The following is a 15,281-nucleotide window of genomic DNA, read 5'->3' on the forward strand; positions in this document are numbered from 1 at the left end:
GGTGACAGACAGGAAATCATCAACGCTCGACGGTCAGGGACACGCCCATGCCACCGCCGATGCACAAGGCCGCCAGGCCTTTTTTCGCGTCGCGACGCTGCATTTCATGCAGCAGCGTGACCAGAATGCGGCAACCCGACGCCCCGATGGGGTGACCGATCGCAATCGCGCCGCCGTTAACGTTCACCTTGGCCGGGTCCACGCCCAGCCCCAGGTTGACGGCACAGGCCTGGGCGGCAAAGGCCTCGTTGAGCTCGAATAGGTCCACATCGCCGACGCTCCAGCCGGCGCGGGCCAAAGCCTTTTGCGAAGCCGGCACCGGGCCCATGCCCATGGTGGCGGGGTCCAGGCCGCTGGTGGCAAAGCTGCGGATGGTAGCGAGCGGCTTGAGGCCGAGTGCGGCGGCTTTGCTCGCTTTCATGACCATCACCGCAGCCGCGCCGTCGTTGATGCCCGAGGCGTTACCTGCCGTCACGGTGCCGGCCTTGTCGAAAGCCGGACGCAGGCTGGCCAGTGCCTCGGCATTCGTCTTGCGGTTGATGTACTCGTCGGAGTCGAACACGACCGGGTCCCCCTTCTTCTGGGGTATGACCACGGGCACGATCTCGTCCTTGAACTTGCCCGCCTCCTGTGCGGCAGCCGCTTTCTGCTGGCTGGCAAGCGCGAAGGCATCCTGTTGCTCGCGGCTGATGCCGTGCGCCTTGGCCACGTTTTCGGCCGTGATCCCCATGTGGTATTGGTTGTACACATCCCACAGGCCGTCCACGATCATGGTGTCCACCATCTTCCAGTCGCCCATGCGCTGGCCGTCGCGGCTGCCGTTGAGCACATGCGGGCTGGCGCTCATGTTTTCCTGACCACCGGCAATCACGATCTCGCTGTCGCCCCAGGCAATCGCCTGGGCCGCCAGCATCACCGATTTCAGACCCGAACCGCAGACGGCGTTGATCGTCATGGCGGGTGTCTCTTTGGCAATGCCGGCCTTCATCATGGCCTGGCGGGCCGGGTTCTGACCCACACCCGCTGCAAGCACCTGCCCCATGATGACTTCACCGATCTGGTCAGCACCCACGCCGGTACGCTCCAGCAACGCTTTGATGACGGTTGCGCCCAGCTCGGGCGCCGGGATCTTGGCCAAGCTGCCGCCGAACTTGCCCACGGCGGTACGGGCGGCGCCCACAATGACGATGTCTTCCATGTTCACTCCTGTGTTGATGTGACTTGAGGTTCGGCGGCTTCAGGCCTTGACCTTGACGTAGCGCCCCGGTGCCGGCTCGATGGGTTTGTATTTCCGGTTGCCGTAGCTCTTGGGAGCGGGGATCGGCTTGCCCGCATGACCCTTGAGCCAGGTGGACCAGTCCGTCCACCAGCTGCCCGGGTGTTCAGTCGCAGAGGCGAGCCAGTCCTCCAAACGGGGCGGGAAATGGTTGTCCACACCGATCCAGTGGCTGCGCTTGCCCTTGCTGGCTGGGTTGATGACCCCAGCGATATGCCCGGACGCCCCCATGACGAAACGCTTGGGCCCGGGCAGATGCTGGGTGCTGGCGTAGGCCCCGCCAATCGGCACGATGTGGTCTTCGCGCGAACCATAGATGTAGACGGGGATGTCGATCTTGCCCAGGTCGATCTTTTCGCCACAAACCGTGGCGGCTCCGGGTTTGCAAAGGCGGTTTTCCAGGTAAGTGTTGCGCAGATACCAAGCGTAGTAGGGCCCCGGCAGGTTGGTGCTGTCGCTGTTCCAGTACAGCAAGTCGAACGGCGGCGGCGTCTCGCCTTTCAGGTAGTTGTTCACCACGTAGTTCCACACCAGGTCGTTCGGGCGCAGGAAGCTGAAGGTGGTGGCGAGTTCCCGCCCGGGCAGCAGACCGCCGTGGGCGAACTGCATTTCGCGGAACTTCACGAAGGCCTCGTCGATGAAAACGTCCAGCACGCCGGTGTCGGAGAAGTCGAGGAAGGTGGTGAGGAAAGTGGCGCTGTGCACCGGTTTTTCCCCGCGCGCGGCCAGCACAGCGAGCGCCGTGCCCAGCATGGTGCCCCCCACGCAGAAGCCCAGGGCGTTGATGTCCTCGGCGCCCGTGATCTCGCGCGTGACTGTGATCGCGCGGATCACTCCATCCTCGATGTAGTCGTCCCAAGTCTTGTGGGCACAGGATGCGTCGGGGTTGCGCCAGCTCATCACGAAGGTGCGCATCCCCTGCTCGACCGCATAGCGGATCAGGGAGTTCTCGGGCTGCAGGTCCAGGATGTAAAACTTATTGATGCAGGGCGGCACCAGCAGGAAGGGACGTTCGTGGACCTTGGCGGTGAGCGGTTTGTACTGGATGAGCTGGAACAGATCGTTCTCGAACACCACCTGACCTTCGGTGGTGGCCACGTTCTTGCCGACTTCAAAGGCGCTTTCGTCGGTCATGGACACGTGCCCCTGCTTCATGTCGTGCAGCAAGTTCTGGATACCCCTGGCAATGCTCTCGCCCCGGGTCTCGATCGCTTTTTTCTGCGCCTCGGCGTTGAAGATCAGGAAGTTGCTGGGCGCGCTGGCGTCGATCCACTGCTGCACCGCAAAGTGGATGCGGGCACGGGTCTTGGCATCGGCTTGCACGGCGTCAGCCAGGGACATGAGCGTGCGCGCATTGAGCAGATAGACAGCCGCGACAAAAGCGGACAAGGGGTTCTGCGACCAGGCTTCGTCTGCGAAACGGCGGTCCTTGGGCGGTTTGACCTTGAGGCCCTGGTTCCAGATCTCGGTCAATTCACGGACATAGTTTTGTTGAATGTCCAGCAGACGGGAAGGCTCCACCTGGACCGGCTGGCCGCTGATTTTGGCGAACAGGTGCATCAGGTTGGCGTCGCTGGGCAGCCCAAAACCGGGATGGGGCACGCCCGTTGCCTGCTGGGCCTGGAGCATCTGGGCCCATTGCTGCATGGCGGCTTGCTGGAATGGCTGGGCCGATTGGAGCCAAGGATTGTCAGGTGTCATACACATCTCCGGGACGGGGGTTGCAACGCAGCGGATGGGGGATCGATCACAATAGGCGTTACAGTATGAAGGAGCGAGCTTCCAATGGCCTGACATGCCGTCGAGCTGCTGGATTCGCAGTTGCAAAACATACGCATGTATCTGGTCGTCATTGCCTGGCTCTATGTGGCGGTCCTGATGGCGGTGGCCGAAGCCACCAGCAGCACAGGAACCCTCCTTGGAGCCATTATCACCTTCTTCCTTTACGGTTTGGCGCCGATCGGCATCGGGGTTTACCTGATGGGCACGCCCCTGCGCCGCAAAGCCCGTCTGGCACGGGAACGGCAGGATGCAGCTCTGGGCATGGCTGGCGTGACCCAGCCGTCGAACGTCTCAGAGACGACGCCAGATCAAGGCCGCCATGCGTCCGCTGCCCCCGAGGCGAGCGGTGTCGCGCCGATGCGAGAAAAACCATGAAGGCTGGCTCACGGTGCACCACGCCGCACTGCCATCGTTGCCGTCGATGACGGTGAAGCCCAGCCGCATCAGCCGACGCCGTGCCAGAGCGGGCAAGTCGGCCAGGTAGCGGTCGGGACCGGTCGCCGTCGGCGCACGTGGCACGAAATGGGCCACCGATGCGGCATCGCTGCTCAGGAAAGCCTGCCGCACGTCCTCGCCGACCTCGAACTGCCTCGGCCCAATGCAGGGTCCCAACCATACCGTCGTGCGGGAGCGGTCGGCGGGCCGTTGCACGGCTGGCCACTGCTCGCACAAAGCCTCCAGAACACCATGCCCCTGCCGGCCCGCCAACCCCCGCCAACCGGCATGGGCGGCCGCCACGCTGGCCCCACCCGGAGCCGCGAACAGAATGGGCAAACAGTCGGCGACCAGCACCGTGCAGGCCAGGCCGGTCTGATCGGTCCAGCAGGCATCGGCTTGCACACCGTCCGGGGTGTCGGGCTGCAGCCGGCACACCGCCGACCCATGAACCTGGCGCAAAAACACCGGGCGCACGCCACATGCCGTGGCCAGGCGCTGCCGGTTGCTGGCCACGGCGAGCGGATCGTCTCCCACATGATCGCCGAGATTGAAACTCGACCACGGCCCGACGGACACACCGCCTTCGCGATAGGTCCAGGCGGCTTGTACACCGGCTGGCCAGCGAGCCCCCACCGGCTGGCAACCGACACGCGAGGGATCAGCGCTCGGCATCCGGGCAACGGTCGGGCATGGCACGCTGAAATGCATCGAGTTGCATGCAGGCCTCATGGGCGGCCATGGTCAGCGGGATGTCCAGCGTGGCGTAATCCAGGCCAAAACGGCGACCATTGATCACCTGGGGCACCAGGCAGCAATCGGCCAGCGTCGGCGTGTCGCCATAGGAATAGACCGACGGTGGCAAACCACGCGCAGCGCGCTCGGCCTGCAAGTCGCGCAAACGCCGTTCGTAGGCCAACAGCCCTTCTTTGACCCAGTGGTTGTACCAGGCAGCCCGCTGGTCCTCATCCAGCCCGAGCGGTCCACTCAAGTATTTCAGGATGCGCAGGTTGTTGATCGGATGCACCTCGCAGGCAATGGTCTGCGCCAACCCGCGTACGCGGGCGCGGCCCAAGGGGTCGGACGGCAGCAGCGGTGGCTCGGGATGGGTTTCGTCCAGGTACTCGATGATGGCCATGGACTGGCTCAGCAACGCGTGGTCGGGGTCGCCGTCCACGTCGAGCACGGGCACCAGCCCATCGGGGCTGATCGCCCGGTAGGCCGCCCCGTGCTGCTCCCCCCGAGCCAGGTGTACCGGCAGGTACTCGTAATCCAGCCCTTTCAGATGCAGCGCGATGCGCACCCGAAACGAGGTGCCAGAACGGAAGTAGTTGTAAAGTTTCATGCGTTGAACTCCATCCAAAAAAACATGCCCGCATCAGAGATGCGCGGTTCACACGGCATGGTCCTGCCCGCGCATGAACACCTTGCGCAACAAACGTTTGAATTCGACCTGCTCCTGCGCGTCCAGTGGCGCCATGAGGCGGTCCTGCGAGCGGGCGATCGGCACCATGAGCGCAGCCACCACGGCTTGGCCAGCCTCGGTCACCCACAGCAGTCGGCGCCGGCGATCGGCCGTATCGCGCTCACGCTGGATCCAGCCCTTGGCCTCCAGCCGCCCGATCACCGAGCCGGACGTGGCGGCATCCAGCGCAACAGCCTGTGCCAAGCTCACCTGGTCCAGGCCGGGCCGGTCGATCAACGCATTGAGGATGGCAAACTGCACCTGGGTCACGTCGTAAGCGGCGGCTTCCTGCGTGAACAAGGCCACAGACACCTGATGCGCCCGGCGTATGAGATGCCCGGGTGCATTCGCAAAATCGAAACTGACAGTGGCAGGAGCGTCTGAAGTCATGGGTGAGCAGGGATGGCAAATCCCCATGACAATAACATGGGGATTACACCTAGTCGATAGCGGCCGTCAGGACACATATTGACACATTTTTTGCCTTACAGTTATGGGAACCGGAATCACTTTGGTCACTCATATGGGGGCCATCAACCACCCATCCGGGATTCGTCGTCAAGAGGAGATTTTCCATGATTCAGCGCAGAACCCTGCTTCAGTCTGGCGCCGCCGTTGCGCTCGGTGCTCCCGCCCTGATCGGCTTTGCCCAGCAAAGCGTGACCCTGAAATTCCACACCTTCATGTCACCGACCTCGAACGTCTGGCTGAACATGCACCGTGCCTGGATGGACAAAGTCGAAAAAGACTCCGGCGGCCGCATCAAGTTTGAAGCATACCCGGCGATGCAGCTCGGCGGCTCACCTGTGCAACTGTTCGATCAGGCCAAGGACGGCGTGGTGGACATCGTCTGGACCCTGCCCGGTAACACCCCCGGCCGCTTCCCGCGCTCCGAGGTGTTCGAGCTGCCCTTCATGATGACGAACGCCGAGGCCACCTCCAAGGCCTTCTGGGAATATGTGCAGACGAAGGCGGCCGACGAGTTCCGCGAAGTCAAGCCCATTGCCTTCCAGGTCCACGGCCCCGGCGTGTTCCACATCAAGAACAAGGCGATCAACTCACCAGACGATTTGCGTGGCCTGAAAATGCGTGGGCCTACCCGCCAAATCACCAAGATGCTGGGCTACCTGGGGGCCACGCCGGTGGGCATGCCGCTGCCGCAAATTCCCGACTCGCTCTCCAAGGGGGTGGTCGACGGTTGCGTGATTCCTTGGGAGGTGGTGCCTTCGATCCGTGTGCACGAGCTCACCCAGTTCCACAGCGAATTCGACTCGTCCGGCGGCGCTCTCTACACCACCACCTTTGTGATGGGCATGAACCAGCGCAAGTACGACTCGCTGCCGCCCGACCTGAAGAAGGTGATCGACGACAATTCCGGCCTCAACGCCTCCGCCTTCCTGGGTCGTACCCAGCAGGCGGGCGATGCACCGGCCCGCAAGCTGGCCGTGGACCGCGGCAACACGATCAACACCATCGGCCAGGCCGAGGCCCAGGAGTTCCGCCGCCGCGCCCGCCAGATGGAGGTGGAGTGGGTGCAGGACATGGATCGTCGAGGCTTCAACGGCCGAGACCTCCTCGAGACCGCGCGCAAACTGATCGAAAAGCACACCAAGGCTTGATGCCTGCGGCCTACCCGGCTTTCTCGCAGAACCGGCCTCTGCAGAGGCCGGTTTTTTATGGCCTTCGCACAACCCTGCAGCCCTGCATGGGCCTTGCCAGACCACTACACTCGGGGCATGTTTCGCTCAAAGATCAAACACTGCCGTGAATGCGGCGCTGCGGTCGAGCACCGGCTGCCTGGCGATGGCGACACCAAGGTCCGGGCCATCTGTCCGCAGTGCGGGACGATCCATTATGAAAACCCGCTCAACGTCGTGGGCACCGTCCCCTTTTGGGGAGCGGATGGCGCACAGGTGTTGCTGTGCAAGCGCAATATCGAGCCGCGCTTCGGCAAGTGGACACTGCCGGCCGGTTTCATGGAACTGGGCGAGAGCACACTGGAAGGCGCGGTGCGCGAGACGCAAGAGGAAGCCGGCGCCGACATCGAAATCCTGGACCTGTTCACGGTGCTCAACGTGGTTCGCGTGGGGCAGGTCCACTTTTACTACCGGGCGCGGTTGCTGAGCGACACGTTCAAGCCTGGTCACGAAACCCAGGAAGCCCGTCTATTCCGCGAGGAGGAAATCCCCTGGGAGGAACTGGCGTTCCGCACGGTCAAGGAGACGCTGGAGTACTATTTCGAGGATCGGCGCCAGGGGCGTTTTTGCGTGCACACGGGCGATATCGTCTGATGGCGGCTGCACCTCAACTGAACAGCCGTCGCGTCAGTGGCGCGCCAGCGGGCAGCTGCCTGGCTTCCAAAGCATCGTAGAGAACCTCGAGATCGGCGCCAATGCGATCCATCGCGTCCTTGCCCAGAGGCTGCCCTCCATCGTCGGTGACGCTGCCCTCCATCGACGCCGCCAGCGCCAGGGCCGCTTCGCGCATGCGCACGAAAGGACGTTCGGCACGGGCCACGTGCGGCACGTCCAGCGTGATCGAAAAATCACGCAGTGCAGCCTGATCGGGGTCTTCGGACAAGGCGGCCTGGGTCTCGAACTGCAGCACCAACACCGCAGCGGCACCCGGCTGCGCGGCCGGCAACACCATACGACCGGGCAAAGCGCCGACCACGAAGCCCTGCCGCGCGGCATGCTGGGTCAGATAGCCGGGGCTCCAGGCGGCCCGGGTGGCTCGAACGGTGAACGAGAGCTGAGCATCGTGCGCACCGGCAAACTGATCGAGCTCGCGGGCACGGGCGACTTCCTGCATCATGTCCGGGAAATCGGCTGCAAGTTGCAAGGCGTCGGCAAATGCCTGCAGCTTCACCACGAATTCGGAGAACTCGATCTCATTGAGCGGCCCCATGCGATTGGCGAGCTGGATACCGGCCCGCAGACAGGTGTAGCGCTGCCCGGAGCGCGGAAATTCCCACGCCTGAGTGGCAAGATTTTGGCCCTCGATGAAGAAAGGCTTGCTGCCGATGCGGCGCGTACCGGGCAGGGCCGCGAGCACGGCATCACCGGAGACCATCGTATCGGCCGTGAGTTGGGCGATCGCGTCGAGTTGCGGATCCAACAACGGCAAGGCGGTTGCGGGGGACTGGCGTGAACCGCTGACCGCCAGGGGTGGCTCGCCAGCTCCGGTATCGTCACCGAGCACAGGTTCGAGTCGATCGTGCAGCGCCTGGGCCACGGCAGCGGCTTCCTGGGCTCGGTCCTCGGTGCCGTCAGCTGGCGCAGGACGGGCGCGGCGCGGCTGCAAGCGAGAGGTGACCCAACGGTTGTAGAGCAAGACAGCCGCCACGACGACCACCCCGAGGACGATCAGGCCCAGTTGCAGAGGGGAGATCACGATGACGCCTCCATCATGCCGGCGGCGGTTTCCATGTCCACCGCCACGATGCGGGATACACCCTGCTCCTGCATGGTCACACCTATGAGCTGCTGTGCCATTTCCATGGCGATTTTGTTGTGGCTGATGAAGAGAAATTGGGTCTCGGCGCTCATGCGTGAGACGAGTTTCGCATAACGCTCGGTGTTGGCATCGTCCAGCGGGGCATCGACCTCGTCGAGCAGACAGAAAGGCGCTGGGTTGAGCTGGAAAATGGCAAACACCAGCGCGATGGCGGTCAGCGCCTTCTCACCACCAGACAGCAGGTGGATGGTCTGGTTTTTCTTGCCTGGGGGCTGGGCCATGACTTGCACACCGGCGTCGAGGATTTCCTCCCCGGTCATCACCAGCCGCGCCTGACCACCCCCAAACAGTTCGGGAAACATCTTGCCGAAATGGCTGTTGACGGTCTCGAAGGTGTGGGCCAGGAGGTCGCGGGTTTCGGCGTCGATTTTGCGAATCGCGTCCTCCAGCGTCCGGATGGCTTCGTGGAGGTCGTTGGACTGGGCGTCGAGGAATTGCTTGCGTTCGCGAGCGCTACCCAGCTCTTCGAGAGCAGCGAGGTTGACGGCGCCCAGCGCGGTGATTTCACGCTGGCAGCGGTCGATCTCGCCCTGCAGGCCATAGAGCTTGACCCCTTCGGTTTCGATGCCTTGCGCGAGTGCGTCGAGATCGGCCCCGGCCTCGGCCAGCCACTGATGGTATTGGTCCAACCCCATCCGGGCCGCCTGTTCCTTGAGCTGGAATTCGGTGATGCGCGCACGCAAGGGTTCGAGCTCGCGCTCCAGTTGCAGACGACGTTCGTCACTGGCGCGTAAGCGGGCGGTGAGTTCGTCGTACTGGCTGCGCTGGGCAGCGAGCTCCTGCTCGCGCTGGAGCTTGGCTTCGAGCGCTGCCTGCAACCCGCCCTGGGCGGCCGCATCGGACAAGCGCTCGAGCTCGACCTGGGCGCGTTGCCGTTCGTCTGCCAGGGCCGCGGCCTGCTGGCGCGCAGTCTCGATCGCGCGCTGCAGTTCGCCGCGTCGAGCTTGCAGGCTGCGCTGGGAAAAGCTCGCTTCCTGGGCCTGCCGTTCCAGCGCACGCCACTGCTCGCGGGCTTGATTCAGCCGGCGCTCGGCGTCTGTGACGGCGTCTTCGAGCTGGGCATGACGCTCTTGACCATCGGCCAGCTGCATGTCGAGCTCCTCGAAACGGGCCTCGGCGGTGAGGCGGCGCGCCTGCAATGCGTCGAGCTGGTCGTCCACCTCTGCCAGGTCACGACCGATCTGCTCGCGACGGTCACGGGCCTGTTCGGCCAACTGGGTCAGGCGCAGCATCTCGACTTGCAACTCATGCACACGGGCCTGCAGTTCCGTGGCTTCTCGGCGGGCAGGCTGCAAACGCTGGGCCACATCGCCATAAGCCGCCTCTGCGCGTTGCAGGGCCGCGCGGGCCTCGTCAGCGATCAGCGACTGTGCGCGAAGCTGCTTGTCGAGGTTGTCGATTTCCTGCGCGCGAGCCAGCAGACCTGCCTGCTCGCTGTCAGGCGCATAAAAACCCACGTGATGAGCAGTGACGCAGTGACCCTGCGGGGTATAGACAGTCGCGTGACCTGACAGCTTGGTGCGCACCGCCAGCGCCTCTTCGAGCGACGCGACGCTGTAACAGCCCTCTAGCCATTCGTCGAGCAGTGCTTGAAGCATGGCATCGTGCAGGCGCAGGCGCCGGGCCAGAGGCACCAGCCCGGGCACCAGGCTGCTTCCAGTCGCCTCGGCCACCGAAGGGGAGAAGAAAGCCAGCCGGGCAGGAGGGGCGTCGGCGACGAAAGCCCGCACCATGTCGAGACGGGAGACCTCCAGCGCCCGCATGCGTTCGCGCAGCGCCGCTTCAATCGCCTGCTCCCAACCCTGTTCGACCTGGAGCCGGGTCCACAGGGGGGCGAGGTTATCGAGGCCATGGCGCGCCAGCCACGGCTGGAGTTTGCCATCGGTCTTGAGCTTGTCCTGCAGGGCCTTGAGCGCCTCCAGCCTGGCCGTGAGCTCGGCCAGCACGCGCCCTTCGGCATTCGCCGCGGCCTGGGCCTGGCGGCGCGCCTCGTCCAGTTGCGGCAGCATGTCCTGCCATTCATGGAGCCGGGCATCGGCCTGTTCCTGAGCCTCCTGAGCCGCCTGCCACTGCTCGCTGGCGCGTTGCAGACGTGACTCGTCCGGGACGACCATGGCGTTGCGATCGGCCATCAGCCGCTCGCGCCGTTGCTGCAACTGGCGCGACTGCTCTTCGATCCCGCGCTGCTCGGCCGCCAACACTTGGATGGCTTGCTGCACCTGGACCACAGCGGCGCGCTGCTCGCCAGCGCGGTGTTGGGCCTGTCGCACAGCCTCTTCCAATGCGGGCAATTGCTGCGCCTGTTCCTCGACCTGCGCAGCCAGGATGTCGCGCTGTTCGGCCGCTGCCTCATTCTGCTCGGCCAAGGCTTCCAGCTCGATTTCGGCGGCTTCCTGGCGCTGCGCCCACTGGGCGATCTGCTCCTGCAACTGACCGAGGCGCTGCTGTACGCGCTGGCGGCCTTCCACCACGTAACGGATCTCGGCTTCGAGCCGCGCCACCTCGGCGCCCGCTTCGTACAGCCGGCCCTGGGCCTGGTTGAGCCGGTCCCCGGCCTCGTAATGGGCCTGGCGGATGGCCTCCAGGTCGGCTTCCACGCGGCGCAAGTCGGCCATGCGGCTTTCGAGCTGATTGACGGCCTGCAGCCCCTCGGCCTGGACCCGCGCCAGCTCGGCTTCGGCGTCGCGCCGTTTGAGAAACCAGAGCTGCTGCTGGCGCAGGTTCATCTGGGCCTGCAGCGCGTGGTAACGCGCGGCCACCTCGGCCTGCTTTTCCAGTTTGTCCAGATTCGCATTGAGTTCGCGCAGGATGTCTTCCACGCGCGTCAGGTTCTCGCGCGTGTCGTTGAGCCGGTTGGCGGTTTCGCGCCGGCGTTCTTTGTACTTGGAAACGCCTGCCGCCTCCTCCAGGAACAAGCGCAGTTCCTCGGGCTTGGACTCGATGATGCGGCTGATGGTGCCCTGGCCGATGATGGCGTAGGCACGCGGCCCCAGGCCGGTGCCCAGGAACACGTCCTGCACATCGCGGCGCCGCACCGGCTGGTTGTTGATGTAGTAGCTGCTGGTGCCGTCTCGCGTGAGCACGCGCTTGACCGCGATTTCGGCAAATTGGCTCCACTGGCCGCCCGCGCGGTGGCTGGCGTTGTCGAACACCAGCTCCACGCTGGCCCGGCTGGCCGGCTTGCGCTGCGTGGTGCCGTTGAAGATCACGTCCTGCATGGACTCGCCGCGCAGCTCGCTGGCCTTGCTTTCGCCCAGCACCCAGCGCACGGCGTCCATGATGTTGGACTTGCCACAGCCGTTCGGCCCCACCACGCCCACGAGCTGCCCGGGCAGGTGGAAGGTGGTGGGTTCGGCAAACGACTTGAAGCCGGAGAGTTTGATCGTGTGGAGGCGCACGGAAGACTGCTCGAAACGGATGCTTGTGCATCTGACAGACGACAAAACCGGAAGTTTAGTCTCTCAGCACCGGTCCCGGATGCCGGTGCGGGCAGCGCCAGCGCGCTACCATCGCGGGCTATGAACCCTCTGCTCACCCGCCTGCAACCGTATCCGTTCGAGCGTCTGCGACAACTGTTCGCGGGCGTGCAGCCCAACCCGGCCTACCGTCCAATCAGCCTGGGCATCGGTGAGCCCCGGCACCCGACGCCCGCCTTCTTGAAAGACCGGCTCTGTCAGGCCATTCAGTCGCCCTATGGCGGACTGGCCACCTATCCGGCAACCGCCGGCACGCCCGAACTCAAGCAAGCCTGCGCCGCTTGGCTACGGCATCGCTATGGTCTGAGCCTGGACCCCGGCACGCAGATCCTGCCCGTCAACGGCTCGCGCGAGGCGCTGTTCGCGCTGGCACAGGTGGTGGTGGACCCTCGCGCCTTCGCCACGGGGGCAGAGCCGGTGGTGGTATGCCCCAACCCCTTCTATCAGATCTATGAGGGGGCCGCCTACCTCTCGGGTGCCCAGCCCTGGTTCGCTCCCAGCGACCCTGCCCGCAACTTCGCCACCGATTGGTCCAGCGTACCACCCGAGGTGTGGGCCCGTACCCAGCTCGTGTACACCTGCTCTCCAGGCAACCCGACCGGGGCCGTCATGCCGCTGGAGGAATGGGCACAACTGTTCGCATTGAGCGACCGCTACGGCTTCGTCATCGCCTCCGACGAGTGCTACAGCGAAATCTACTTCCGTGACGAACCGCCTCTGGGCGCTCTGCAGGCAGCGCACGCGCTGGGCCGCACGGACTTCCGACGGCTCATCAGCCTGACCAGCCTGTCCAAACGCAGCAACGTGCCCGGCCTGCGCAGCGGCTTCGTGGCCGGTGACGCCGAGTTGATCCGCCCTTTCTTGCTCTACCGCACCTACCATGGCAGCGCAATGAGCACCACCGTACAGGCCGCCAGTGCCACCGCCTGGCTGGACGAGGCCCACGTGCGCGACAACCGGCAACAGTACCGGGCCAAGTTCGCGGCGGTCACGCCCCTCCTCGCGGAGGTGATGGACGTGCGCCTGCCGGATGCCGGTTTCTACCTCTGGGCCGGGGTGCCGACGCGCTTCGGTGGCCTGGACCACAGCCATCATCCCGAGCGCGACACCCTGTTCGCCCGTGAGCTGTACGCCCAATACAATGTCACGGTACTGCCCGGCAGCTACCTGGCCCGCGAGGCACAGGGGCACAACCCCGGACGCCACCGGGTGCGCATGGCCCTGGTCGCCGAAACCAGCGAATGCGTCGAAGCCGCGCACCGTATCACCCGTTTCATCCAATCCGCCTGACGGTTCCCCACCATGACCCTACCTTTGCAACAGATCATCGAAAACGCCTGGGACAACCGCGCCCAGATCTCCCCCGCCACGGCACCCCAGGAGGTGCAGGATGCGGTCGAAGAAGTCATCCGCCAGCTCAACGTGGGCAAGCTGCGCGTGGCCACCCGCGAAGCCGTGGGCCAGTGGACCGTGCACCAGTGGATCAAGAAAGCGGTGCTGCTGAGCTTCCGCCTGAAGGACAACGAAATCATGCAGGCCGGCGATCTGGCCTTCTACGACAAGGTGCCCACCAAGTTTGCCCACCTGAGCCCGCAGGAAATGGCCGCCACCGGCGTGCGCGTGGTGCCGCCTGCGGTGGCGCGCCGCGGCAGCTACATCGCCAAAGGCGCGATCCTCATGCCCAGCTACGTGAACATCGGCGCCTACGTCGATGAAGGCACCATGGTGGACACCTGGGCCACCGTGGGCTCCTGCGCCCAGGTTGGCAAGAATGTGCACCTGTCCGGCGGCGTGGGCCTGGGCGGGGTGCTCGAACCCCTGCAGGCCAACCCCACCATCATCGAGGACAACTGTTTCATCGGTGCGCGCTCCGAGATCGTCGAAGGCGTGATCGTCGAAGAAAACTCCGTCATCTCCATGGGCGTCTACATCGGCCAGAGCACGCCGATCTACGACCGCGCCACAGGCGAAATCAGCTACGGCCGCGTACCGGCCGGCTCGGTGGTGATCAGTGGCAGCCTGCCCAAGGAAGGCGGAAAATACAGCCTGTATGCCGCAGTGATCGTGAAGCGGGTGGATGCACAGACCCGCGCCAAGACCACCCTGAACGATTTGCTGCGGGACTGATTCACCAGCACCGGAGGGGGTTGACATGGGTACGATGGAGCGGATTTTGCGCCTGATGGGGGACAAGAAAGCCTCCGACGTGTACATGTCCGCCGCCTCGCCGGTGCTGATCAAAATCAACGGCGTATGCGCCCCGATGAACGCCCAGCCGTTGCCGGCAGACGGGCCGCTGCAACTGCTGTCGGAAATCGTGACCGACGAGCAGATGCACTTGTTCCAGCGCACAGGTGAGCTCAACATCGCCGTGCCCTTGGCCGGGGTTGGGCGCTTTCGGGTCAGTGCCATGAAGCAGCGCGGCAGCTGCGCCGTGGTGATCCGGTTCATCAGCACCGAAATTCCGAGCATCGAGTCGCTCAACATCCCGCCGGTGCTCGCCGACATGATCCTGGCCAAACGCGGCCTGATGCTGGTCGTCGGCTCGACCGGCTCGGGCAAGAGCACCACACTCGCCGCCCTGCTCGACCACCGCAACGCCAACGTGTCGGGGCACATCCTCACCATCGAGGACCCGGTCGAATACCTGTTCAAAAACAAGAAGTGCATCGTCAACCAGCGCGAGGTGGGCACCGACACGGAATCGCTGCAAGTGGCGTTGAAGAACGCGCTGCGCCAGGCCCCGGACGTGATCTTGATCGGCGAGATCCGCGACCGTGAAACCATGTCCCTAGCCATCGCCTACGCCCAGTCCGGCCACCTGGTGCTGGCCACCATGCACGCCAACAACAGCTATCAGGCACTCAACCGCATCCTCAACTTCTACCCGGTGGAGGTGCGCCCGTCCATGCTGAACGACCTGGCCTCGGCGCTCAAGGCCATCGTCTCGCAGCGGCTGATGCGCACCATCGACGGCGGCCGCATCCCGGCGGTGGAAGTCATGGTCAATACCCGCCTGATGAGCGAACTCATCGAGAAAGGCGACTTTTTCGGGGTGCGCGAAGCGCTGGAGAAATCCATGGCCGAGGAGTCGCAGACCTTCGAGGAAGACATCGCCCGCCTGATCGTGGAGGGCAAGGTCGATCGCAAGGAAGGCCTGTCGTATGCCGATTCGCCCACCAACCTCATGTGGCGCTTGCAAAATCAGTTCCCCGCTTCTCACAGCCGCTCCGCGGCGGCTGCCACGGCCGAGACACCTTCGACCGATGCGGCCGGCCCCTCGTTTTCCGACTTCACCCTCGATGTCAACCTCTGACATCGCCATCTGATA

General features: G+C 64.5%; 13 protein-coding genes. 6 read left to right on the forward strand and 7 right to left on the reverse strand.

Going from position 1 to position 15,281, the window contains the following annotated elements; genetic code table 11:
- Positions 1-19: 19 nt before the first annotated feature.
- Together HZS63_RS06900 and HZS63_RS06905 are read right to left on the reverse strand one after the other, a co-directional pair.
- Positions 20-1,198 carry an acetyl-CoA C-acetyltransferase gene (locus tag HZS63_RS06900; protein WP_180683313.1) on the reverse strand — a complete coding sequence of 393 codons (1,179 nt, stop codon included), beginning with the start codon at positions 1,196-1,198 and terminating at the stop codon, positions 20-22.
- A gap of 39 nt (positions 1,199-1,237) precedes the next feature.
- On the reverse strand, positions 1,238-2,977 hold the full coding sequence (locus HZS63_RS06905) for a PHA/PHB synthase family protein (RefSeq protein ID WP_180683314.1): 1,740 nt from the start codon (positions 2,975-2,977) through the stop codon (positions 1,238-1,240).
- Positions 2,978-3,112: 135 nt separating this feature from the next.
- Here HZS63_RS06905 and HZS63_RS06910 point away from each other — a divergent pair, with 135 nt between their 5' ends.
- Complete coding sequence (locus HZS63_RS06910; RefSeq protein ID WP_180683315.1) at positions 3,113-3,433, forward strand: hypothetical protein; 321 nt, start codon at positions 3,113-3,115, stop codon at positions 3,431-3,433.
- On the opposite strand, the gene pgeF is transcribed toward HZS63_RS06910, so the two are convergent.
- The 3 genes from pgeF to HZS63_RS06925 are packed head-to-tail and all read right to left on the reverse strand — an operon-like array spanning position 3,350 to position 5,270.
- Positions 3,350-4,168, reverse strand: a complete 819-nt coding sequence (gene pgeF / locus HZS63_RS06915) for a peptidoglycan editing factor PgeF (RefSeq protein ID WP_180683316.1) — start codon at positions 4,166-4,168, stop codon at positions 3,350-3,352. The two genes, HZS63_RS06910 and pgeF, sit on opposite strands and share 84 nt — an antisense overlap.
- A complete protein-coding gene (gene maiA / locus HZS63_RS06920) occupies positions 4,155-4,838 on the reverse strand; it encodes a maleylacetoacetate isomerase (protein WP_180683317.1) in 684 nt (227 codons plus the stop codon). The genes pgeF and maiA overlap by 14 nt, the downstream gene beginning before the upstream one ends.
- 48 nt (positions 4,839-4,886) lie before the next feature.
- A complete protein-coding gene (locus HZS63_RS06925; RefSeq protein ID WP_343039962.1) occupies positions 4,887-5,270 on the reverse strand; it encodes a MarR family winged helix-turn-helix transcriptional regulator in 384 nt (127 codons plus the stop codon).
- 263 nt (positions 5,271-5,533) lie between these two features.
- On the opposite strand from HZS63_RS06925, the gene HZS63_RS06930 reads away from it, so the two are divergent.
- Entirely contained in the window at positions 5,534-6,577 is a 1,044-nt protein-coding gene (locus HZS63_RS06930; protein WP_180683319.1) for a TRAP transporter substrate-binding protein, read from the forward strand.
- 117 nt (positions 6,578-6,694) lie between these two features.
- A complete protein-coding gene (locus HZS63_RS06935; RefSeq protein WP_180683320.1) occupies positions 6,695-7,249 on the forward strand; it encodes an NUDIX hydrolase in 555 nt (184 codons plus the stop codon).
- A 13-nt stretch (positions 7,250-7,262) separates the two neighbouring features.
- Here HZS63_RS06935 and HZS63_RS06940 read toward each other — a convergent pair whose 3' ends face one another.
- Both HZS63_RS06940 and smc read right to left on the reverse strand, forming a co-directional pair.
- Complete coding sequence (locus HZS63_RS06940) at positions 7,263-8,348, reverse strand: cell division protein ZipA C-terminal FtsZ-binding domain-containing protein (RefSeq protein WP_180683362.1); 1,086 nt, start codon at positions 8,346-8,348, stop codon at positions 7,263-7,265.
- Positions 8,348-11,872, reverse strand: a complete 3,525-nt coding sequence (gene smc / locus HZS63_RS06945; protein WP_180683321.1) for a chromosome segregation protein SMC — start codon at positions 11,870-11,872, stop codon at positions 8,348-8,350. Before smc ends, HZS63_RS06940 begins: the two co-directional genes overlap by 1 nt.
- Positions 11,873-11,992: 120 nt before the next feature.
- On the opposite strand from smc, the gene dapC reads away from it, so the two are divergent.
- From dapC to HZS63_RS06960, 3 genes are read left to right on the forward strand one after another with little or no spacing between them, the layout of a single operon-like run.
- Positions 11,993-13,240 (forward strand): succinyldiaminopimelate transaminase, encoded by a 1,248-nt coding sequence (gene dapC, locus HZS63_RS06950; protein ID WP_180683322.1) that lies wholly within the window; start codon positions 11,993-11,995, stop codon positions 13,238-13,240.
- A 12-nt stretch (positions 13,241-13,252) separates the two neighbouring features.
- Complete coding sequence (gene dapD / locus HZS63_RS06955) at positions 13,253-14,077, forward strand: 2,3,4,5-tetrahydropyridine-2,6-dicarboxylate N-succinyltransferase (protein WP_180683323.1); 825 nt, start codon at positions 13,253-13,255, stop codon at positions 14,075-14,077.
- Positions 14,078-14,102: 25 nt separating this feature from the next.
- Positions 14,103-15,266 (forward strand): PilT/PilU family type 4a pilus ATPase, encoded by a 1,164-nt coding sequence (locus HZS63_RS06960; protein WP_180683324.1) that lies wholly within the window; start codon positions 14,103-14,105, stop codon positions 15,264-15,266.
- The last annotated feature ends 15 nt before the right edge of the window (positions 15,267-15,281 follow it).

This window comes from Tepidicella baoligensis (assembly GCF_013432195.1).
Taxonomy (GTDB): domain Bacteria; phylum Pseudomonadota; class Gammaproteobacteria; order Burkholderiales; family Burkholderiaceae_C; genus Tepidicella; species Tepidicella baoligensis.

What these genes read in the sequence shown, in the direction of transcription:
- HZS63_RS06960 (WP_180683324.1), top strand. Translation starts at nt 14,103, where the DNA reads ATGGGTACGATGGAGCGGATTTTGCGCCTGATGGGGGACAAGAAAGCC.
- HZS63_RS06930 (WP_180683319.1), top strand. Translation starts at nt 5,534, where the DNA reads ATGATTCAGCGCAGAACCCTGCTTCAGTCTGGCGCCGCCGTTGCGCTC.
- pgeF (WP_180683316.1), bottom strand. Translation starts at nt 4,168, where the DNA reads ATGCCGAGCGCTGATCCCTCGCGTGTCGGTTGCCAGCCGGTGGGGGCT.
- HZS63_RS06905 (WP_180683314.1), bottom strand. Translation starts at nt 2,977, where the DNA reads ATGACACCTGACAATCCTTGGCTCCAATCGGCCCAGCCATTCCAGCAA.
- HZS63_RS06910 (WP_180683315.1), top strand. Translation starts at nt 3,113, where the DNA reads ATGTATCTGGTCGTCATTGCCTGGCTCTATGTGGCGGTCCTGATGGCG.
- HZS63_RS06900 (WP_180683313.1), bottom strand. Translation starts at nt 1,198, where the DNA reads ATGGAAGACATCGTCATTGTGGGCGCCGCCCGTACCGCCGTGGGCAAG.
- HZS63_RS06935 (WP_180683320.1), top strand. Translation starts at nt 6,695, where the DNA reads ATGTTTCGCTCAAAGATCAAACACTGCCGTGAATGCGGCGCTGCGGTC.
- dapC (WP_180683322.1), top strand. Translation starts at nt 11,993, where the DNA reads ATGAACCCTCTGCTCACCCGCCTGCAACCGTATCCGTTCGAGCGTCTG.
- dapD (WP_180683323.1), top strand. Translation starts at nt 13,253, where the DNA reads ATGACCCTACCTTTGCAACAGATCATCGAAAACGCCTGGGACAACCGC.
- maiA (WP_180683317.1), bottom strand. Translation starts at nt 4,838, where the DNA reads ATGAAACTTTACAACTACTTCCGTTCTGGCACCTCGTTTCGGGTGCGC.